Origin of the sequence: Halomonas sp. GT (assembly GCF_002082565.1) — a bacterium.
In the GTDB taxonomy this organism is placed as follows: domain Bacteria; phylum Pseudomonadota; class Gammaproteobacteria; order Pseudomonadales; family Halomonadaceae; genus Vreelandella.
This window is the reverse complement of sequence record NZ_CP020562.1, coordinates 674828-695751: the sequence shown is the minus strand read 5'-3', so window position 1 is coordinate 695751 and position 20924 is coordinate 674828. Positions and strand designations below refer to the sequence as shown.

At 54.6% G+C, this 20924-nt stretch carries 18 protein-coding genes and 2 pseudogenes; 10 read left to right on the top strand and 10 right to left on the bottom strand.

Annotation, left to right across the window (positions count from 1 at the left end):
• The first annotated feature begins 80 nt into the window (after positions 1 to 80).
• The 4 genes from B6A39_RS03280 (at position 81) to B6A39_RS03265 (ending at position 3193) form a co-directional block, all read left to right on the top strand.
• On the top strand, positions 81 to 1253 hold the full coding sequence (locus tag B6A39_RS03280; RefSeq protein WP_083001316.1) for a UbiH/UbiF/VisC/COQ6 family ubiquinone biosynthesis hydroxylase: 1173 nt from the start codon (positions 81 to 83) through the stop codon (positions 1251 to 1253).
• A 77-nt stretch (positions 1254 to 1330) separates the two neighbouring features.
• Positions 1331 to 2527: an E22 family MetX-like putative esterase gene (locus B6A39_RS03275; protein WP_083001314.1), complete on the top strand. Its 1197-nt coding sequence runs from the start codon at positions 1331 to 1333 to the stop codon at positions 2525 to 2527.
• A 163-nt stretch (positions 2528 to 2690) separates the two neighbouring features.
• Positions 2691 to 2942, top strand: coding sequence for a type II toxin-antitoxin system Phd/YefM family antitoxin (locus B6A39_RS03270; protein WP_083001312.1), 252 nt, complete (start codon positions 2691 to 2693; stop codon positions 2940 to 2942).
• Positions 2939 to 3193: a Txe/YoeB family addiction module toxin gene (locus B6A39_RS03265; RefSeq protein WP_083001310.1), complete on the top strand. Its 255-nt coding sequence runs from the start codon at positions 2939 to 2941 to the stop codon at positions 3191 to 3193. The genes B6A39_RS03270 and B6A39_RS03265 overlap by 4 nt, the downstream gene beginning before the upstream one ends.
• A gap of 15 nt (positions 3194 to 3208) precedes the next feature.
• On the opposite strand, the pseudogene B6A39_RS03260 reads toward B6A39_RS03265, so the two are convergent.
• From B6A39_RS03260 to B6A39_RS03220, 10 genes and pseudogenes are all read right to left on the bottom strand, one after another.
• Positions 3209 to 4170, bottom strand: a pseudogene (locus tag B6A39_RS03260) (ribonuclease Z).
• Positions 4171 to 4216: 46 nt separating this feature from the next.
• Positions 4217 to 4400: pseudogene (locus B6A39_RS03255) on the bottom strand (type II toxin-antitoxin system YoeB family toxin).
• A gap of 152 nt (positions 4401 to 4552) precedes the next feature.
• Positions 4553 to 4834: a type II toxin-antitoxin system RelE/ParE family toxin gene (locus B6A39_RS03250; RefSeq protein ID WP_083001308.1), complete on the bottom strand. Its 282-nt coding sequence runs from the start codon at positions 4832 to 4834 to the stop codon at positions 4553 to 4555.
• A complete protein-coding gene (locus tag B6A39_RS03245) occupies positions 4831 to 5103 on the bottom strand; it encodes a CopG family ribbon-helix-helix protein (protein WP_083001306.1) in 273 nt (90 codons plus the stop codon). The genes B6A39_RS03250 and B6A39_RS03245 overlap by 4 nt, the downstream gene beginning before the upstream one ends.
• A gap of 227 nt (positions 5104 to 5330) precedes the next feature.
• Entirely contained in the window at positions 5331 to 5468 is a 138-nt protein-coding gene (locus tag B6A39_RS18865) for a hypothetical protein (RefSeq protein ID WP_156886190.1), read from the bottom strand.
• A gap of 317 nt (positions 5469 to 5785) precedes the next feature.
• Positions 5786 to 6652: a DUF7281 domain-containing protein gene (locus tag B6A39_RS03240; RefSeq protein WP_083001304.1), complete on the bottom strand. Its 867-nt coding sequence runs from the start codon at positions 6650 to 6652 to the stop codon at positions 5786 to 5788.
• On the bottom strand, positions 6649 to 7878 hold the full coding sequence (locus B6A39_RS03235) for a hypothetical protein (RefSeq protein WP_083001302.1): 1230 nt from the start codon (positions 7876 to 7878) through the stop codon (positions 6649 to 6651). The genes B6A39_RS03240 and B6A39_RS03235 overlap by 4 nt, the downstream gene beginning before the upstream one ends.
• Positions 7875 to 8504, bottom strand: coding sequence for a condensin complex protein MksE (locus tag B6A39_RS03230; protein ID WP_083001300.1), 630 nt, complete (start codon positions 8502 to 8504; stop codon positions 7875 to 7877). The genes B6A39_RS03235 and B6A39_RS03230 overlap by 4 nt, the downstream gene beginning before the upstream one ends.
• Positions 8501 to 12166 (bottom strand): ATP-binding protein, encoded by a 3666-nt coding sequence (locus B6A39_RS03225; protein ID WP_083001298.1) that lies wholly within the window; start codon positions 12164 to 12166, stop codon positions 8501 to 8503. The genes B6A39_RS03230 and B6A39_RS03225 overlap by 4 nt, the downstream gene beginning before the upstream one ends.
• Positions 12167 to 12312: 146 nt before the next feature.
• Positions 12313 to 12987, bottom strand: coding sequence for a GntR family transcriptional regulator (locus B6A39_RS03220; RefSeq protein ID WP_083001296.1), 675 nt, complete (start codon positions 12985 to 12987; stop codon positions 12313 to 12315).
• A gap of 255 nt (positions 12988 to 13242) precedes the next feature.
• Here B6A39_RS03220 and B6A39_RS03215 point away from each other — a divergent pair, with 255 nt between their 5' ends.
• From B6A39_RS03215 to B6A39_RS03190, 6 genes are all read left to right on the top strand, one after another.
• Positions 13243 to 14799, top strand: coding sequence for an ABC transporter substrate-binding protein (locus B6A39_RS03215; RefSeq protein WP_083001294.1), 1557 nt, complete (start codon positions 13243 to 13245; stop codon positions 14797 to 14799).
• Positions 14800 to 14877: 78 nt separating this feature from the next.
• Positions 14878 to 15855 carry an ABC transporter permease gene (locus B6A39_RS03210; protein WP_083001291.1) on the top strand — a complete coding sequence of 326 codons (978 nt, stop codon included), beginning with the start codon at positions 14878 to 14880 and terminating at the stop codon, positions 15853 to 15855.
• The gene (locus tag B6A39_RS03205) at positions 15852 to 16685 is read left to right on the top strand and encodes an ABC transporter permease (protein WP_083001289.1); all 834 of its coding nucleotides are present in this window, start codon (positions 15852 to 15854) and stop codon (positions 16683 to 16685) included. Before B6A39_RS03210 ends, B6A39_RS03205 begins: the two co-directional genes overlap by 4 nt.
• Positions 16686 to 16694: 9 nt before the next feature.
• On the top strand, positions 16695 to 18350 hold the full coding sequence (locus B6A39_RS03200) for an ABC transporter ATP-binding protein (protein ID WP_083001286.1): 1656 nt from the start codon (positions 16695 to 16697) through the stop codon (positions 18348 to 18350).
• Positions 18351 to 18386: 36 nt separating this feature from the next.
• Entirely contained in the window at positions 18387 to 19769 is a 1383-nt protein-coding gene (locus B6A39_RS03195; protein ID WP_083001284.1) for an FAD-binding oxidoreductase, read from the top strand.
• Between the two features lie 25 nt (positions 19770 to 19794).
• Positions 19795 to 20904: a pyridoxal phosphate-dependent aminotransferase gene (locus tag B6A39_RS03190; RefSeq protein ID WP_083001282.1), complete on the top strand. Its 1110-nt coding sequence runs from the start codon at positions 19795 to 19797 to the stop codon at positions 20902 to 20904.
• Positions 20905 to 20924 lie beyond the last annotated feature (20 nt).

The following is a 20924-nucleotide window of genomic DNA, read 5'->3' as shown; positions in this document are numbered from 1 at the left end:
CACTGCGACAAGTAACCGATACTGTATGACAATAAAGGGGTATGCAATATGCCCTCGTTATTCAACGTAAGGAGTGTCTCATGCAATGGGATCACGAGATTATCATTGTCGGCGGTGGCATGGTGGGTGCCGCGCTAGCAGCCCGGTTAGGCCATACCGGCATGTCGGTTGGGCTGGTAGAACGTGGCAGCGCCCCCACCCCGCTCAGCGGCGATTATGACCTGCGTATCTCCTCACTTAATGCCCGTTCGCTGGCGTTTGTAAAAGCGAGCGGCACCGCGCTTCCCGAAGAGCGCTGCTGCCCGTTTCGCCATATTGATGTCGCTAATCAGGATGGCTCCGGCCACTCACTGTTTTCTGCCCAGGACAGTGGCATGGATGACTTCGGTATTTTTATCGAAAACCGCACCCTGCAATATGCGTTGTGGCAGCGCTTAGAGAATCTTCCCAGCGTGACCTGCTATACCCAGTGCGCACCGCTCAGCACCATGGCGGCTAGCACCGGCCGCATGCTGGAGCTAGATAACGGCAAAACCTTAAGCGCCCGCTTGATTGTTGGCGCAGATGGCGCACATTCGACGCTACGAGAACTTGCTGGCATTACCGTTAGTAGCTACGACTACCATCAGCGGGCGATGATTATTAATGTAGAAACCGAGCTACCCCAACAAGATATCAGTTGGCAGTGTTTCACCCCCACCGGCCCGATTGCCATGCTTCCCTTACCAGGCCATCGTGCATCGCTGGTGTGGTATGACAGCGACGAAGCCACCAAAGCCCGTGAACAGCTCTCCAGCGACGCCCTAAAAACGGCCATTGAAACAGCCTTTCCCAAGCGGCTAGGCAAGCTAACCCGTGTGGTCGCAAAGGCGAGTTTTCCAATTAGACGCCAGCACGCCAAACGCTATATCGGCAAGCGCTTAGCACTGATTGGCGATGCCGCCCACGTGGTGCATCCGCTGGCAGGGCAAGGGCTAAATATTGGTCTGCACGATGCCGACACCCTGGCAGAGCTGATTATCAAAGGCCGCGACCCCGGTGACGCTATCAGCCTGCACCGCTTCGAATGCCACCGCCGTTTGGCTAACCAAGCCATGATTGCCGCCACCGACAGTTTCCATCACCTGTTCACCGGCGCAAAACCGCTACGCCAGCTGGGTGACCTCAGCCTGCACCTTGCCGAACGCGTACCGCTCGCCAAACGCATGATGATGCAACAAGCTAACGGGCTAAACCCATTTAAAATGCGCTAAAGCCGTCTACGCTAAGAGGGTGGCAACGCAGCCGTTGCCAACAATAATCATAACAATCCCTCATTTAAGGAAGGCGTATGCCCCTCAAGCAACGACACTCTTTATTGACCGTGGTGACAGTTACCAGCCTCGGATTACTGGCAGCATCACCGCTACTGGCCTGGGATGGCGTCGTCGAAAAACAAACCTTCGAGATGCAAGACTTTACCACTCAAGGCGGCGAAACGATCCCCGAACTTGCGGTGGGTTGGGAAGCCTACGGTGAATTAAACGACGCCCGTGACAATGCCATTTTAATTACCCATTTTTTCTCTGGCACCAGCAACGCTGCAGGTCGTTATGACCCGGATGGCGAGCCAACCGGCTACTGGGATGCCATCATTGGCCCCGGCAAACCACTGGATACCGACGAGTACTACATTATTGCGTCCGATACGCTGGTGAACCTCAACGCCCACGACCCCAATGTCACTACCACTGGCCCCGCTTCTATTAACCCAGACACCGGCGAACCGTGGGGAATGGACTTTCCTGTAGTGACGATTCGTGACTTTGTCGAGGTACAGCGCGCATTACTAGAGAGCCAAGGCGTTGAATCGCTACACGCGGTCATGGGTGCCTCGATGGGGGCGCTTCAAGCATTTGAATGGGCCAGCGCGTACCCTGACAAAGTGGACAGGCTGATTCCTGTTATTGGCGGCGGCGTTGCCGACCCCTGGTTACTGGCAACGCTTAGCGCCTGGGCAGCGCCCATTCGCTTAGACGCCAACTGGAATGAAGGCAACTATTACGATGGCGAGCCACCCACCGATGGCCTAAAAGAAGCGCTCAAGCTCGTCACCCTCAATGCCAATCACTGGCAGTGGGCCAACGAAACGTTCAACCGCGACTGGGCCGATGACGAACGCGACCCCGCTCAAGATATCAACGCCCGCTACGCTATTGAGAAAACGCTGGATGACGTCGCCGCCGCCCGCGCCGAACTTTCCGATGCCAACCATCTGCTGTATTTGGTTCGCGCCAACCAACTCTTTATGGCGGGCCACGGTGATTCACTAGAAGAAGGACTGGCCGCCATCGACGCCCCAACGCTGATGCTCTATAGCGAAAACGACCTCGTCTTCGCCCCCGAAGGCGTGCGCCGCACTGCCGAGCTGATAGAAGCCGACGGCACCGAAGTAACGCTTGAAACCTTAGAAGGCAACCGCGGCCATTTAGATGGCGTTGTCGCTATCGACCAAGCCAGCGAAACGCTGCGAGCGTTTTTGAAATAACTTTTGTTTTGAAATAAAGAAGTAAGCACTGGCTTCTCCGGAAGCCAGTGCTACTAAGCGGCTTCAACGTCAAATAAGTGGCATCTTCAAAACGCAGCCGATTGCCAAAACCAAAAACGTACATTATTCTGTACATGAACAATATCGTGAACAGGAATTACCTATGGATGCCATTAGCTACACAGCAGCTAGAACCAATCTAGCGAAAACAATGCAACAGGTCTGCGAAGATCACGCGCCCATGATCATTACCCGTAACAAAGCGCAGTCTGTGGTCATGGTCTCTTTAGAGGATTATGAGGCACTGCAAGAGACCGCCTACCTGCTGCGCGCCCCCAAGAATGCTCAACGCTTGCTTGAGTCAATTGCCGAGCTAGAGCAAGGTGGCGGCCAAGAGCGGGAACTCTTGGAATGAAACTCATCTTCGCTGAGCATGCATGGGAAGATTATTTATACTGGCAAAAAACGGACAAAAAAGTGCTTGGCCGTATCAATAAGCTAATCAAAGAAACCCAACGAGAACCCTTTGGCGGCGTTGGTAAACCAGAGCCTCTTAAACACGGCTTGGCCGGTTACTGGTCTCGACGCATCAACGAAGAGCACCGGATGATTTACAAGGTGACTGACGATGCGCTGCTGATCGCCCAGCTTCGGTATCACTACTGACAAACGCGCGGAAAACTACTCGCCCACCACCTCAGAAAAGTGGCCCGTTTTTTCCAAGGTGTATTCGCCAAAATCCCGCGCCAAGAAAAGAGAGCCCGAGTAGACGCACTCAGCTTCTTTGCGGATGTCCTCAATGGACGGCGACGCATGGGGGCTAAACTGATAACGAGGGCTGAAGTGTGTCAGCACCAAACTAGGTAGCTTTATCGATTCGGCAAAAGCAGCAACAAGCTTGGCGTAGCTATGCCCCACATCACCGGCCTTCTGGGCCATCTCTTCGGTATAGGTGGCCTCATGTACCAACACCTGCGCCTCTGCACACGCCTCGCTCAATAAGTCAGGCTGGTCATTATCCCCAGCGATCACCACTTTCCTAGGCGTGTTCTTGAAGATTAGGTAGTCATGGCTTTTTAACTGCTCACCTGCAAACTCAATATCAACCCCTTGCTTCAACTGCCCCACAACGGCCCTCTTGGAATCCCCTTTTGCGCTAGCTTATCCACGTCCAGGGCAGCATCAACCTTTCGTTCCGTAAATGTATAGGCATAAGACGCCACCCGATGTGAAAGGCTGAATGTCTCAACCGCGATGTTCTCAAACTCAACGCTTGGCAAGTCGTCTGAGGCGATAAACTCTAAGGCGAAAGGTAAGCATAGCTGCGTCACCTCACAGGTGGCCTCCAACCAAGCTTTGATACCTGCGGGCGCAACAATGGTCAGTGGCGCTTTCCGGCCCCCCATGGCGGCACTCGCCAGAATGCCCGGCAGCCCGTAGCAGTGGTCGCCATGCACATGGGTAATAAAGATGGCTTTTAGTGAATGAAACGACAGCTTGGTATGCAAGACCTGATGCTGGGTACCTTCACCACAATCAATCAGGTACCACCCCTTCCCTTTGCTTTCACGCAAAGCAATCCCAGAGACATTTCTTTGTTTGGTGGGCACACCCGCGGAGGTGCCGAGGAAGAGTAGGTTCATCGCTTATTCTGAATGGTCTCTGAGATAGTCTGTGGAAGGCCCGAATCTAATAGTGATAACGACACAAAATAATCGTAATCGCATTATCATCAACTGCGTAGACGAATCGATTCGTATCATCTATACGTCGCGACCAAAAACCAGCTAAGTTTTCCTTTAATGGCGCTGGTTTGCCAGTGAAGGGAATCGCTCCAGGATTCGTCAGTCCATGACAGTAATCGACGACTCATCCATCAAGTCTCTGCGGGTTACCTTACCTGCTTTGAATTGTTCAGTTGAGCGATTCAAATGCTCAGCATTCGCCGGTGAGCGCAGAGCGCCGATGGTTTTTACGCAGCAAAGCAGATACAAAGGCATCCGAGTGCCGCGCCTGGTTTAATGACTACCGTTCACCTTTAAGACCATGCCATACCCGGAGAGCAATGATGGCAGTGGCATGGACTGAATATCGAACGACGTATTTTCCGAAAACCATATCTCGAACAGAGTCAGGCACCGGTGCCATTTCAACCGGTGCGCCCACATTGGGCAAGCCTGGAAGTAATTCGATTTTGCCAACAAGCTCGGCGGCAATCCTGGCCGCCGCAGACGGGTTGTGATCCGCAATGAACTCTCGGAGGCGTTTCAAATCGTCAATGGTTTCGGCCGTGTAAACCAGTTTCACTTACCTGACCCTGGCGCATCCTGCTCGTTTTCGGTTCCCCAGCTATTAAGCCAGTGGTGAACCTCGCTGGCATCAACAACCTTGCCTTGGGCAGCAGACTCCATTGCCTCTAACGTTTGTTTCAACCGCTTTTGCTCAAGCGGCTGCTTTTCTATGTATTCCGACAATACCTGGTTGATCACCCAGCCTTTACTCCGGTGTAACCTGTTGGCGATTGCTTCCAGGTGCTGTTCAACGTCTGCTTGAAGGCGGATTGTGGTGACGCTCATAACAATACCCTCATATTTAGCGACTACAGCGTATGACATTATAGTCTGCGAGGGTGGAGCAAAAAACTTAACGCTGCGCTAATTCGCGCCGTTTTGCGGCGACGAATTGAGCGATTTGTTAGACGACTTGCCCGGTATGACTTCAACTTTTAATTCCTGACTCATAGGCCGGACCTTCGTCATTCGAGATTCTAGCTCTAGGGCATGAGACCGATACTCCTCAAGCTTTACCGGTTCATCGGGCTATCATCGCTCAGCCACTTTAGCCTGCCAGGGATAACTGCCGCATACCGCGCCAACTCCTGCTCTATTTTGTCTAAACCATCAGGGAATCGGTACTCTTCACCTTCGTAATTGATGGCCATTGCTACAACTTGGTGAAGCTCACGCACCTCAAAAAGAACGCCGGAAAGAATAGTCCTGACATGCGTATTTTCCTAACACCCAGCAGCCAAACCATCTACCTGCCATACATTGAAATTTATAAAAAAGCTCGCCAACGCGATACGCTTTTCTTAAAAATGGTTGTTGTCGCCCTCACCTGAATCTACCCCACTAATTCCCTTTAGGGAAAAGCCAATGTTGGCAAACTATCAAAACGTCGCGTATTTGCGAACTCGTTAACGGCCAAGTAAGGGAAAGCGTAAAATAGCGGGGTTGAGTGACAGCCCTAAGGCAGTTTTTAACTGAGCGATACACACACCATATCCCCTCCAAACCACTGCTGTTTTAGCCCGCGCTGTTTTTCCAGCAGGGCTAAGTACGGGCGTAGGGGTTGGTGGTTGGGCAACGTGAGATGCAGTTGGCGTAGGCGGCGTTGGAACGGCAGCTGTTCAGCGGGTTGGTGCAGTGGCGTGACGTGCTGGGTGAGCCATTCGATGTCCGGTAGTAGTAGATGCGTGGCGCCGCTGTCTAGGGCTAGGGTCACTCCTTTGGCGTCGAAGTCACCGGCGTAGAGGTGTGGCCGATTGGTTTTGCGCCATGCTTTTGTCAGTTCGGCAAAGCCGCCGCCGTAATGGCTGTCGCCACGGTAAACGACCAGCGGGTTAGCGTAGCCGCTAAGCGCTGCTATCTCTGGCGAAAACGCGTAGAAGCTATCCAGGTTTTCCACCTGAACGAGCGCGCCAAACACCGGCAGCTTCAGGCCGCTCACATCAACATCACGTATGCTGCGCGGCTCTGGCGCAAGCCATGCAGAGGGCTGCGGCGGCAAGTTGATCAGCACGCGTTTTGCGCGTGGGCCTTCGCGGCGGCTTTTATCCTCCTCAACGCCTTCAGCTGCTTGGGCGGCACTGCTTAAGCCACTTAACGAGCGCCCTAGCGGTGCCAAACGGTCACTCTCCAACATGCTGTTGATTTGCGCCATGAGCGTGGCGTCAAAGCGCAGCGCTTGGTTGGAAATCCGCATGGTTAGATCAATATCTTGCTGATGGCACCATGCCACTACATCTTCGACCCACTTGCCACGGGATTTTTCTACCACGGGCTGGCGGTTAAGCTCTCGAACAACACTGTTAAGCCCGGCACGGGCGCGGCCTGATAATGTCATACTGCCACCGCCAGTACGACGTCATGAATCAGGCGCAGATCGTTAAATGGGCTGGCCGGTGATTCATCTTGGTGTAGGCGAAACGCTTGCTGCTCGCTACGTGGCAAGCCCTGGTATTCGGAGATAACCTGAAACAGCCAAATTTCATCGGGCCATTCGAGGTGGCTGTCATACAGATAAGCGAGGGCGCTGATTGGCTCGGCGGGGGGCTGATCTAACACCGCAAGATAAAAGCGTTCGACATCTTGTTTAAGCGCCTGCTGGCGTGCAGCGGCAAGGTTATCTTCCGGCGTGAGCGCAGGCACTGCCGACTCAACGGTTTGCGTGGCATGGCGTGGGGTTGGCAACTCATGCAGCAGTTCTGCCAGCACGCGACTTTCCAGCGCGCGATCTAGCGCTGGCGCAGCGGCGGCATTTAACGGCGCAGCATGGTTGAATAACGCAGGAACATCACTGCGTTTGGCGTAATTACTCGGCACAAAGCCTGGATGTTCGCGCATAAACGCGACCATGCCGCTGATCAGGCGGCTGCGTGCCTGCTGTTTGCGAAAGCGTGCCATTAGCTCAATTAACCGCCGTTGCACTTCCCGCAGGCTGGTGTAATGGTGGCTTAAGCGCTGCTGTAGCTGGCTGATCAGTAGCTTGCGCAGGCTGCCATCGCTGCCTACTAACGCAATCAGTTCGTCGAAGTCGATCAGTGCCAGACCATCCAACAACCTAACTATCTGTTTTTGGGCGCGGTCGTTTTCGCGAATCTTATCGCTCAACTGGCTAACAAAGCCGAAATCGCTATTGAGCCGCTGCCAAAGGCTATCAATAGCATCGGCAAAGCGGCCGTTTAGATCGTCAACTTCCTGACGCAGGCGCAGCAGTTGCTGCTCCTGTCGCCAATGTTCACCTCGGCTGCGGGCTTCACGGTAGCTGTGCACCAACGAACGCACTAGCTCAAGGGTTTCCGCAACATCGGCATTTACATGGCGGCGGGTTTCGTCGGCCAGCATTTCAGCGATCAGCTCGCGCACTTTAGGAGCGAGCTTTACGCCGCTCTGCTCATCGGGCCGCCATAACACTCGAGCAGCCAACAGTTTGCGCAGCGCACTGTCGTTGAGTCCATCTAACGGCACGTCATCACGAGTGTAGCCCTGCATCAGTCGTTCGGCATGTTTGCCCAATAGCGCCAGCCGTTCAGCGCCGGTTTTTAGCAGGCGGCTTTCCAGTTCACTCACAGCAGCGCCTCCTGGGCACCCTCTTCCTGCTCCGCATCGATGGGCAAGTTTTCCTCATCGCGGATAAAGCGCACCACCTCGATCAGGTAATCAATTTTACCGGTGACCACAAACACCTGACGCTCAGTGTGGGGCTGAAGCAAGTAACCATGCTCTTTCAAGCGTTTAAATAACTGCTTTACTTGGGCATCCAACTGGTCGCTCTGGGAACCAAAGAAGCTGTCTGTGGCTAGCCGTTCCAAACGCTCACGCAGGCTTTGGTTGTCTTCGCACTTAGCGCTGAACTCAGCGGGCTTAAGCACATCACCAGGGGCCGCCAAGGTGTCGCGGCCTAGCGCCTCTTGAACCAGTTGCAGCCATTCCAGCAGCGGCAACAGGCTGTTGACCGTGTCACTCAGCTGGCGCGATAGCTGCTCCCGAGCGGCTTCGTTCAGCTGTCGCCAAGCTAAAAAGTAGACACTGCCTTCATCATTGCTCGCCAGCCTGCGGTTGAGCGGGCGCAGGTAGTCATCAATCGCGTCGCGGGTCTCTTCGTTGGCTAGGTGGCGGAAGGCGTTGTCATCACTGACGGCGCAGACAAACTCGCCAGCCAGCAAGCGTTCCAGTAGCGGGCCGTGTTCGATCATGCGGTCACCTCTTGCTGACGCTCCTTGATCCGCTGCGCAAGCGGGCTAAGGCGCGGTTCAATACGTTTTAGCAGGCGCTGGTTGGGCTGGTTAGGGTCCCGCTCAATCAGGTAGCGATTAGCAAACAGCAGCAGCACATCCGATTCCGGGTTAGGGAAAGCCCCCACAATATGAATGCGGTTGCTGTCACAAGCGTCGAACAACTTTTCGACATTGTGGTAGGCCAGCGTGCCGATTTCATCAATCGGCCAATGGATAGCAATTTGCGCATCCCCCCGTAGCAGCCGCGTAAACGCCAGCAGGAACTTACACAAAATCAGGTAGGCCATGCCATGGCTTGAAGACTCTAACAACTGGCGGTCGTTTTTGATCACCAGGTCAGTGCCGCCCTCGTTTAGGTGCAGTTCAAGGCGCAGCAGGCTTTCGAAGCTGTACTGCTGGTCGCTGCGCAGCAAATCGACCACATCGGCCAGCGCATTAAGGTAATCGTCGCTGGGCAACATCTGGCCAGATTCCCGCCACGCTTTGTAGCGCTGGGCAAACAACTTTAAAGGCTCCCAGAAACCCAGCTCATCGATCGTCGATTGAATGCGCACTTCCGCTTTGCTGATGCCTTCTAAGCGCAGGTCATCCGCTACTTCGTCGGAAAGCCGACGGCTTTGCGCACTGATACGGCGGTTTAAGTCGCGGAACACAATAAAGAATTTATCCAGGTCATCGCTTAAATTGCGCCCTTCCTGAATCAGTTGCTGCTGTTGATCTTCTAACAGTTTTAACATGTCGCGCAGCAGCGGCAACACTAGTCGCGGGCTGTCGTTCGGCAGCTTCTCGCGTTCGCTTTGCAGTGCATCGGCAAAGCCGCTGCTGGCATCTTTAATCAGCTGGCTTTCTACCTCCAGACAGCCCCGGCGCAGCTGTTCAAGCTGCTGATGGCGGCTGGTTAACGCTTGGCGCGCACGCTCAATGCGCTCCTCCATGTCACCTACGGCATCCGCTAAGGGCGCCCCCTCTGAAACGATGTCCAAACTTTCCAACTGGGCCAGCAGCGGCTTAAGGGCTTCTACACTGCCGTGGGCATTTGCGCGCTGAATTTTTAGCTCATTAACCGCTGATTGATGCGCTTCACGTGCGGCCTGGAAGTCGTTTTTGAGGCGCGCTTTTTCACGTTTCAACTGCTGGTCAAGCTGAACAAGCTCCGCTTCCTGCGCCACCAGCTGGGGCTTGTGCTGGCTCCACTCCACGCGCATAAAGCGTTGGTACTCGGTGAGTTCTTCCTGGCGAGCGGCGATTTTACGAATGCGCTCATTCTGTTGCTCTATGCGTTTTTTCGTTTCCTGAAGCTGCGCGGGGTCCACGCCCTGCTCGGCAAGTTCCTGGCTGAAGGCGGCTTCCAGCTCATTGCGCTGGCGCTGATGTTCCGCGTTGGCATCGTTAAGCTGCTGCTTGTACTGGCGTAGCTGCGCATCCAGGCTATCCAGCTGGTTTTGCGCATCGGCTTTTAACTCCAGCAGTTGGCCCTGATGGGTCTCGGCCAGCTCGGCAAGCGACTGGCGTTTCTCTTCACGCAGTTCGGTCTGGGCCTGCTCCTGGCGAGCCAACGCCGCTTGGTGCTCCGCTCGACGTGCCTGCTGGCGCTTGGTATGGCGCTCTTGCTGCTGGCGGCGAGCCTCAAGGGCATACTCCACTTCCTGTTCGGCACGCTGATACCCCATACGCGCCTGATCTTGGGCCTCGTCGGCCTGTTGCACCCGTTCGTTGTACTGCTTTAAGGCTTTTTCGGCAGCGGCACACTCGGCTTGGGCGCGCTGTTTAGCGCCATCCGCCTCTTCAATCGCCGCCAGCAAACTGGCTTCGTCTTGGGCGTAATCCGGCAGTGCAATGGCGCTTAGGTCCAGCGCTAGCCCGAACAGGTCGTCGCTAGCGCCTTCAGCAAGCTGCGGGGCGAGGTCTCGGCGCTCAAGTAGCTCTGGCGCAATAACCTTACCAAGCTGCTGCTCCCAACCGGGGCGGTGGTAACGCAAAAAGTGGCGCAGGCTGCCTTGTTCGGGGTCGCGCTGTTGATAGAGCGCATAGCAGTGTTGTTCGGCCCGCTCACGCTGCTGGCGACACTGCACCAGCTGCTGCTCAGCGGCGTCGCGCTCACGTTTGTGGCCTTCAAGCTCGCGGCGCAGCGCTTCCAACGTGGCGGCGGCAGCGCTGCGTTCCTGCTGTGTTTGGTCTAAACGCGCCTGGGCAAGCTCGGCTTCTTGAGCCTCTTCAGCGGTTTGGGTGGGCATCGCCAGCTGCGCTTTTAATTCGGCTAGTTGCTCAACACCCAGTTCTAACTGCGCTTGATACTCACCCTCTAGCCGTTGGCGCTCTTGCTGATAGCGCTCGTTATGCTGCTGTTCGGCTTGCCACTGCTGCTCTCGGCGTTGGGCTTTTTCCTCGACCAGGGCATCTATCAACTCCTGATTTTCTTGAGTTTGCCGGGCAAGTGCTTCGGAAAGCTCGCGTAACCGGCCATCTAAACGCGCCTGGCTCTCTTTTACCGCCTCTTGCATAACTTGCAGGTGCTTCTGAAGCTGATCACGCTGCTCACGCCACTGTGGCAAGGCGTTGATGTCTCGCTCCAGGCCGGTCATGTCGGCATCGGCGTAGTGCTCAAACTGGGTTTGCAGGTCATTCAAGCGACGCTGAGTGTGCTGTAAGTCGCTCGCAACTTCACTGTGGCGGTCGTTCAGCTCATCGCGCTGCTGAGTGTAGGCATTTTCACGCTGCTGGAATTCGCGCTGGTGGCGGTTTAACTCGCCATCCAGCTCCGCAATGCGCTGCTCTGCCTGCTGATGGTCGGCGCTTAGCTGGGGTTTCAACTGCCACAGCGTGGTCTCTAACTGGGCCAATTCGCGGTCGATGCCACCAAGTTTAGTCAGCGCGGCCTGCAGCGGCTCCAGGCGCATGGACTGGCGCATCTGGGCAATCCACTCCCGCGCTTTGGCACTGCGAATGCGGGTGACCGGCAGCTCGACGCCATCCTCTTCGAAAATTGCCGCCAGCATGGTTTTGAGGGTATCCATCTTGCCCTCTTTCGCATGCACAGCAGAGACCAATTTTTCGATATGACGAATACGCCGTTCAGGGTTAACCAGACTAAACTGCGCCGCGATTTGGCGCAGCTTTAGGCCATCGCGACTATTACCGTGCAGCTGGGTAAAGTCGTTTTGGATCACAGAGCGAAACTCGGAGGTAGCCCCCAGCTTGGAAGAGACAGGAATCCCGCTGCGGCGCAATCCGCTAGACCACTGTGGGTACTCCAGTGCCAAGGGGCCTTTCTCAGTTTCGATCAGATAGTCTTCTGGCCGATAAGGGGCACCGACAAAACGATACTCCACGCCACCTTCTTGCTTGCGCGTCAGCACGACTTGGCAAACATTACCTGCTTCGCGGCGATATTCGTAAACGAGATAGCTTTGACGAGTGGGCAAATAGAAGGCATCAAACTTCATGCGGGTTTTCGGCACCACCTTATTGGGCAGCTCGCCGTAAAACACCGGCACTAACCGCTGAAGCGTGGTTTTGCCTGACGCGTTGGTGCCGCAAATATTGGTGTGGCCATCCACATTGAGTTCAACCACCCCTGACAAGTGGCCGTGAATCATAACGATGCGTAGCAAATGCGCCATGCCGTGTCCTTGATCGTCAAACGTCCGAAAACGCTATCTTGCCAGACCTAGAGCAAGGCGACATCTGTTCAGGTGTGAACTATTGATTTATCTAATGACAATGCACATTTAGATTAGGGGTTAGCTGCTCTCACGCACTCTTTTATTCACTCTCCCACGCTGCTCACCACAAAATCCCTAGCAACGCCTATATGGTAGTCAATGGCCTCGCGGCAAGCCTCTGAACGGCCGCTACCCAAGGCATCTAGCAGCTTAAAGTGACTGGTGGCAATGGTATCGGGGGCTTCGTGGGTTTTGGTAATCAGCGTAATGCACAGACGAAGTTCATGGGTTAAGCCATCAAATGCCCGCAGCAGCCGCTCGTTGCCCGCGTAATGAATTATTAAGCGGTGAAACTGCAGGTCTTCTTCAATGCGGCGTGTTCCATCATTGCTGGCGGTCGCTTCGCATAAAACCTCTACCTGCTGTTTTAGCGCGCGCTCAGCGTCGCTGCTATAGCGCTCTGATAAGCGTTGGATGGCATGGCGTTCAAGGCATAGCCGCAGATCGAAGACATCCTCTAATTCAACGGCATTCAACGCCCTGACAAAAAAACCACGCCTCGGTTTTGAGACCAACAACCCACGACTTTCCAATAAGCGAGCGGCCTCGCGAACCGGCGCACGGCTGACGCCTAAATCCCGAGACAGCTGCACTTCTGAAAGCCGCTCACCGGGCAAAAAGTGTTGCTGGATAATCGCTTGCGTCAAATAGTCGGCCACCTGTTCAACAAGGTTTTGCTGTTGAATAAAGCCGCCGGGAGCCACTGAGGAAGAGACCATAGAGTCTACTCTTATTAAGTGTTACGTATTTTTAGTATGACGCAAAAAAGTATTCTGTCGACGGCCGATTGCCGACTGTCGACAGTTTTATAAACCACTGCTATGTTCAAAAAGGCCTCTTATAACGCTCTGTAACGACAATCCATAACAACAATCACAACTGGGCTTTTTTTGTATCACGCCTCGCTCGCCTAACGACAACGTAAATCCATTACGTGCCAGGCTTTGGCCTAGTAACCGAGGAGCAGAAACAAAATGAAAACACCTTTGGCTTTGGCAATTTCCGCTGCAGCATTCGCTTTTTCGTCGACCGCTCTATCAGACGACCCGAAACAGGGCGGCACTGTTAACACTATTATTCAACCAGAACCACCAGGCTTAGTGCTGGGGATGGTGCAAAACGCACCTACGCGCACCGTGGCAGGCAATATCTATGAAGGGCTACTGCGCTACACTACGGATCTGGAACCCATGCCGCAGCTCGCTGAGTCATGGGAAGTCAGTGACGATGGCCGCACCTACACCTTTCACTTACGAGAAGATGTTACCTGGCACGACGGCGAACCCTTCACTGCTGACGACGTGGTGTTTTCTGCCGATGTTTTCCACCGCGAGCTGAACCCCAGTGCGCGGGCCGTTTTACAACATGTGGAAAGCATCGAAGCAACAGATGATCACACCGTTGTATTTACCTTAACCGAGCCCTTCGGCCCGTTCCTGATCTCCTTTGAAGCAGGCACCTTCACCATGGTGCCTGAACACCTTTACGCGGACACCGACTTCCGCAACAACGAACACAACGACCACCCGATTGGCACAGGCCCCTTCAAATTTGCTAATTGGGAACGCGGCACCGTTATCGAGCTAGTTAAAAACGACGACTACTACGAAGACGGGCTGCCCTATCTGGACGGCGTCAACTGGCACATCATTCCAGACGGTGGTTCCCGTGCGGTCGCCTTCGAGAATGGCACCATTGATGTACTACCAAGCGGCACCGTTGAGAACTTCGATATTCCGCGCCTATCTGCCATGGATAACGTCTGTATGACAGAAGAAGGCCACGAATATTTCAGTCCCTTCGCCATGCTGTGGATGAACAACCGTGAAGGCCCAACCGCCGACAAACGCTTCCGCCAAGCAGTGATGTATGCCATGGATCGTGAGTTTGCCAAAGATGTGCTGTGGAATGGCTTAGGCAATGTGCCGCTCTCAGCCTTTGGCTCCAATGCGCGTTTCCAACATGATGGTTTAGAGCCTTACGATCACAATCCAGACCGTGCCCGTGAGCTGTTGGAAGAAATGGAGTATGACGGCGAAGAGATTACCATTCTGCCACTTCCTTACGGCGAAACGTGGACCCGTTGGGCTGAAGCCGTACAACAGAACCTGCGTGAAGTGGGTATTAACGTAAGAACCCAAGCCACCGACGTGGGCGGCTGGAACCAGCGCCTTGGCGACTGGGATTACGATCTCGCCTTTACCTACCTGTTCCAGTATGGCGACCCGGCGCTGGGCATTTCACGCACCTACCTTTCCGACAATATTGCCAAAGGCTCACCCTGGAATAACGTAGAAGGCTATGAAAACGAGCGTGTTGACGAGCTGTTTAACGCTGCGGCCACGGCCTTCCCCGATGAAGAGCGTGAAGCGCTATACCATGAAGTGCAGGAAATTCTGCATGAAGACGTGCCTGTCGGCTGGTTGATGGAGCTTGGCTTCCCTACCCTTTACCGCTGTGACGTAAAAGACCTCGTGACCTCCGGTGTGGGTGTCAACGATGGCTTCAAAGATGCTTGGTTAGACCGCTAATCCAAAGCGACACCCAGGCCGCGCAAGCTGCCTGGGTGCTTCAGCCATGTCATGAAGGTATCGGTCAGGAAGGTGTCTATGGTTTACGCTCGTTTGATAGTGATGCGGTTATTGAAGGCCGTTATCGTATTGTTTCTAATCGTTATTTTTAACTTCTTCCTTATTCAGATGGCTCCCGGCGACCCCGCGGCGATTTTAGCCGGTGAGGCGGGCGCTGCTGACCAGGAGTTTCTCAACCAATTGCGTGAACGCTTCGGCCTTGATCAGCCGATGTATGTGCAACTGTGGCGTTACGTATCAGGCATTGCCATGCTCGATTTTGGTTACTCCTATCGGCTTGGTGTGCCTGTTTTTGATCTCATCATGTCTCGACTGCCCGCCACACTGTTACTAACCGGCACGGCGTTTGTGCTCTCGCTGGTGCTCGGTATTGTGGCAGGTTCCATGGCCGCGGCGCGGGTTAAAAAGCCCTCTGGTTCACTGATTATGGCGCTAGCCTTGGTGTTTTATGCTACGCCTCTGTTTTGGGTAGCACTGATGTCCGTGGTGGTATTTTCCGTCTACCTCGGCTGGCTGCCCGCTTACGGTCTTTACACCGTTGGTGCGGGGCACACTGGCTTTGCGCTTGTGCTGGATGTCGCCACGCATTTAATACTGCCTGCCACTACGCTGGCGCTATTTTTTATGGCGATTTATACCCGCATGACGCGCACCTCTATGCTCGATGCAGCCCAGCAGGACTTCGTTAAAACCGCTCGCGCGAAAGGGTTAAAGCCTAGCGTCATTCAGCGCCGACACATTCTTCGCAATGCCCTACTGCCGATCATCACCCTGGCAGGCTTACAGGCTGGGCAGATGGTTGGCGGCGCTATTTTGACGGAAACCGTGTTTGCTTGGCCGGGTATCGGGCGACTGATGTTTGAAGCGCTACAACAGCGTGACTACAACCTGCTGCTGGGTATTTTCTTCTTCTCGGCGGCTTTAGTGATTGTCTTCAATATTCTTACCGACTTGGTTTACCGCTTGGCTGATCCGCGCATCAAGGGGGCCTCATGAGCTTTTTCGCACGCTTTGCGCAAAACCGTGGTGCCCTGATAGGGCTGATTATTCTGCTGCTAATTATCGTCATGGCGATTCTGGCGCCTTTGCTATTTCCTGAGTCGCCCTGGCGCATGGTTCAACGGCCCTTTTTGCCGCCGCTATCCCAGGAAGGTTTCCTGCTGGGCACCGATACCATGGGACGCAACGTCGCTGCTGGGTTAATGCATGGTGCCTGGGTGTCGTTGCTGATTGGCTTGGTATCCACCAGCGTCGCCCTGCTGATTGGCGTGCCGCTGGGTGCGATTGCGGGGTACTACGGAGGCCTGATTGACGACGTACTCATGCGCTTTACCGAGTTCTTTCAAACCATCCCCAACTTTGCCCTGGCGATTGTGCTGGTGGCGATTATGCAACCCAGCATCACCTCCATTGTACTGGCGATTGCGCTGGTCAGTTGGCCCCCGGTTGCCCGTTTGGTAAGGGCAGAGTTTATGTCGTTACGGCACCGTGAATACGTTGAAGCGGCTCGCTTGGTTGGCCAAACCAATAGCACCATTATCTTGCGTCAGATTCTGCCTAACACGCTGTCGCCCATTATTGTTCTAGCCTCGTTAATGGTCGCTACCGCTATTTTGCTGGAATCGGCGCTGTCATTTTTAGGCTTGGGCGACCCCAATGTGATGTCCTGGGGCTACATGATTGGCGCGGCACGCACGGTTATTCGCCAAGCCTGGTGGCTGAGTTTCTTCCCTGGTGTAGCGATTCTACTCACCGTTCTGGCGTTGAACTTAGTTGGTGAAGGCCTAGACGATGCGCTTAACCCCAAACTTTCCCGCGAGCGCTAGGAGCCCCTCATGACGGTCACTACCGATTCTAAAAAACAGCATCCATCAGCTGAAACTGTGCTTAGCATTCGTGACTTAAGCGTGGCGCTCCCCAAAGGAGCAGACCGTGCCTTGGCGGTGGAAAACGTTAGCTACGATGTTAATCGCGGCGAGATCATGTGTGTTGTCGGGGAATCCGGCTCGGGTAAATCAATGGCCGCTAACACCGTGATGGGCCTGCTCCCTAAAGGCGTGCGCCCCGTTCAAGGTGAGGTCAACTTTCTGGGCCAAGATGTCATCACCCTAACCGAGAAACAGCATCGCGCCCTGCGCGGCCTTAAAATCGGCATGATTTTTCAGGAGCCCATGACCGCGCTTAATCCGTTAATGCGGGTGGGCGCCCAAATCGCTGAGGTGTTTGAAGCGCATGGTCAACTCACCCCGAAACAGCGTCAAGAACGTGCCTTGGAGCTGTTGATTGAAGTGGGGATTCCACAGCCGGAAAAAGCCATTAGCGCCTACCCTTTTGAGCTATCTGGCGGCCAGCGGCAACGCGTCATGATCGCCATGGCATTAGCCCTTGAACCCGTGCTATTGATCGCCGACGAGCCCACCACAGCGCTGGATGTGACTACCCAGGCGCAGATCCTTGAGCTTATTCGTGATTTGCAGCGCCGCCGAGGCATGGCGGTGATGTTTATCACTCATGATTTTGGGGTCGTGGCTGAAATTGCCAACCGCGTCTGTGTCATGCGCCATGGTAAAATTGTCGAAATCGGTGAAGCGAAAGAGGTGCTGGATAATCCACAAAACGCTTATACAAAAGCACTGATTGCCGCCATTCCCAGCAATGCAGTGCCGCCCCACCGTGAAACAAGCCAGGTAGCTCCGCTACTCGAGATCAAACAGCTTAATAAAGTCTTTCGTTCACGCGGGGGCTGGTTTAAGCCAGCACGAGAAGTCCGCGCACTGGATGATATCTCGCTAACCCTGGCCCGTGGCGAAACCATGGGCATTGTTGGCGAATCGGGGTCGGGGAAATCCACCCTTGGCCGCTGTGTGGTGCGCCTTGAACACCCCGATAGCGGTGAACTGTTGCTGGATGGCGTTAATCTTTCACAGCTAAAAGGCGACGCGCTGCGTCGTGAACGCCACCGCGTGCAGATGATTTTTCAGGACCCCTACGCCTCGCTTAATCCACGTACTCGGGTCGGCATGGCGATTGCTCAAGGGCCTATGGCCAATGGCACACCCAAAAACGTGGCGCTCAAACAGGCAGGAGAACTACTGGATCTAGTGGGCCTTGGCGCAAGCGCCGTGGAGCGCTACCCTCATGAGTTTTCCGGCGGGCAGCGCCAGCGCATTGGCATTGCCCGTGCGTTAGCGCTAAACCCTGAGCTTATTGTGGCAGATGAAGCGGTCTCAGCACTGGATGTGTCTATTCAAGCCCAAGTGCTTAAACTGCTTGAAGAACTGAAGCAACGGCTTTCGCTTTCACTGCTGTTTATTACCCACGATTTACGGGTAGCCGCGCAAATTTGCGACCGCATCGTGGTGATGCAGCATGGCCGTATTGTTGAACAAGGCAGCGCTGAACAAATATTCCTTCAGCCAAAAGAAGCCTATACCCAGTCGCTGCTTGATGCGATTCCTGGTCGTCAAGCGCCGGTGGCGGCTACCGCCTAATCATTAGATCGTTAACCTCTTTACCAAGGAACACCCATGCAGATAACCCTGGAGGCGCTGCGTAAACTTGTTGGTGCTGCCCATGTAATCACGGGCGATGATGTCACTAGTCGCCGTGTTGATTGGATGACCGGTGCGCCCTGCCAGGCAGGCGCCATTGTTCGCCCGGCAGATACCGAACAGTTAGCGGCTGTTATGCAGGCCTGCCACACGCTTAAACAGCCAGTGGTTACCCATGGCGGCTTAACCGGTTTAGTGCATGGCGCGGAGGCGAGTCCAGAAGAGTTGGTCATTTCCCTGGAACGCATGACCGCTATTGAAGAGATTGATCAGGTCGGCGGCACGATAACGGTACAAGCAGGCGCCCCCCTTCAGCGAGTACAGGAAGCCGCTAACGAGGTAGGGCTGCAGTTCCCGCTGGATTTAGGCGCACGCGGAAGCTGTACGATTGGCGGCAATATCGCCACCAATGCTGGCGGTGTCAGGGTGATTCGCTACGGCATGATGCGCCAGCAAGTACTAGGGCTTGAAGCAGTGATGGCCGACGGGCGTGTTGTCAGTTCCATGAATCGCATGCTGAAAAACAATGCAGGGTTTGATTTAAAGCAGCTATTTATTGGCAGTGAAGGCACCCTGGGGATTATTACCCGCGCCGTGCTGCGGCTTCAGCCGCCTACCCCTAGCGAGCAAACGGCACTGGTGGCTTGCCACTCGTTTGACGCGCTAACCGGGCTATTAAGCCATATGGGCAAAGCGCTTGGGGGTGGCCTGGGGGCGTTTGAGGTAATGTGGCAAAACCACTATCGCCTGCTCACTGAAACGCTGGCGAGGCACACGCCCCCGATTCCACCAGAGCACCCCTTTTATGTGATTATCGAGTCGCTCGGCAACGATGAAACTCACCATGCAGAGCAATTCCGTGTAGCGCTTGAACAGGCATTTGAACAAGACTTAATCGTCGATGCCGTGATTGCCCAATCAACCACTCAACGCGATGGTCTCTGGGCGATACGAGAAGATATTGAAGGGCTCATCAAGGGGCTGGCACCCATCTTTACCTTTGATGTCAGCCTCCCCATTGCCGATATGCAGCGCTATACCGATGTATTAGAGAAGCAGCTGGTACAACGCTGGCCAGAGGGCCGCCTAGTGGTGTTTGGCCATCTTGGCGACGGCAACCTGCATATTTCTATTAGCGTTGGCAGCGATGCGCCAGAAGAGCGCCACGCGGTAGAAACACTGGTTTACGAGCCACTTAAAGCGCTGGGAGGCTCTGTTTCAGCAGAGCATGGCATTGGTTTAGAAAAGCGCCCCTGGCTTAGCACCTGCCGCTCTCAGGCGGAAATCGAATTAATGCACACACTGAAGCAGGCGTTTGACCCACATCAGTTGCTTAATCGCGGTAAAATTTTGAGCTGAAAATTTTCATTATTAGGATATCGATATGCCCTCCTACCCCCATCATCTTACTGGTGAAGGTCCCCTTAATCCGTTTCCTGGGATTAAAGTTCTGGAGCGCCGCATTGGCCGCGAAATCCCTCATCGATTGGGCTCTAATGAAGGGCTGGACATGCCCCATCGTGCGCTACGTGAACATTTTGGCGATGCTGTCGCCGAGCATGTGTACTGTTACGGCGATGCGGAAGCTCTCGGCGTTCGTCAGCGACTAAGCGCCCAGAAGGGTATACCGCTTGATCACTTGCTGGTGGATGCCGGTGCCGATAGCCTAATCGCGTTAGCACTACGCACCACCTGCACACCGGGCGACACCGTGGTTAGTACGGCGGGCACTTACCCAACCTTTGGTTACTTTGCGAAAGGCCAGGGTTGCCACTTAGTAGAGCCTAGCTATGTTGAAGCCCCTGGCCTACTGGCCCCTGATTTGGAAGCGTTAGCGGCGGCAGCACACCAGGAAAATGCCCAGCTGGTTTATTTAGCCAACCCCGATAACCCTAGCGGCCATCTGCATAGCGACAGTGCCATTCTCAAGCTGCGCGACGCACTGCCGGACACCTGCTGGCTGCTGCTGGATGAGGCGTATGGCGATTTTCGTGATGACGCCAACAGTGACTTCGCGGCCAAGGCACTTCCAGGTGTCATTCGCCTACGCACGCTGTCAAAAGCCCACGGTTTAGCAGGCTTACGCATTGGCTATGCGATTGCCGACCCTGATGTGCTCGCATTGATGATGAAGGTGCGCATTCACTACGCGGTATCCACCTTTACCCAGGCAGCCGCAGAAATCGTGCTCGATCACCCAGCTGAAGTCCACCAACATATTGCGGAAGTAAAAGCACGCAGGGAACAGTTAGCGGCTCATTTCCAAGCACTGGGTGCCGATGTATTGCCTAGCGCCACCAACTTTATCGGCATTCGCTTACCAACTGCCGAACTGGCCGAGCGGATAAACCGTGAGCTACTGGAAGCAGGCCGTTTAATCGCCCGCCCCGCTCACCCAGCGCTTGGTCATGTCTTACGCATCACCGCCGTCGCGGATGCTTTGGAACCAGGGCAGCTGGCGATTCTTGAGCAGGCCATTAAAGAGAATGCCTGACGGCTGTCAGGCATTCTTCA